The sequence below is a fragment of the Achromobacter xylosoxidans genome (assembly GCF_002192695.1).
GTDB lineage: Bacteria > Pseudomonadota > Gammaproteobacteria > Burkholderiales > Burkholderiaceae_B > Achromobacter > Achromobacter xylosoxidans_C.
Genome location: NZ_MTLG01000032.1, coordinates 1 through 407, shown reverse-complemented (window position 1 = coordinate 407; position 407 = coordinate 1). Strand labels below are relative to the sequence as shown.

General features: G+C 67.1%; 1 pseudogene. It reads left to right on the top strand.

Features of this window, described 5'->3' with window-relative positions:
* Positions 1–407 (top strand): annotated as a pseudogene (locus BRO63_RS04460) (DUF6094 domain-containing protein); the annotation flags it as partial.

Sequence of the window (407 nt, the reverse complement as noted above, 5' to 3'; positions counted from 1 at the left end):
CCCGATGGCGTCAAGGCCGTGCGCAATCTGCTGCTGCAGGTTGGGCTTGGCGAAGTCGAAGCCGAGGAACTGCCGAGCGATTGGCCGTTCCTGCCGTACATCGTCCCCGCCAGTCCGGCCGAGCCGGAGCATTTCTTCCGCGTGACGATGGAGCCGGAGCAGTTCGCCGATGAGGTTGGTCGGCTGCAAGGCCTCTGGCCGTCGCTGGACACGCACCTGGGGGCCGCGCAGCAATCGCTGCGTCCACCGGCGCGTGCCTTGTCCCACTGGCATCTCGCCCTGGCTCTGGCCGCGGGTGCGATCTCGGGGGTTGTGCGCTCCAAGACCGGGCGCGTGCTCGTCGTCAAAGGTGACACCCACAAGGACAAGACGCTCCAGCGGGAATTCACCGAACGCGAAGACGGCTC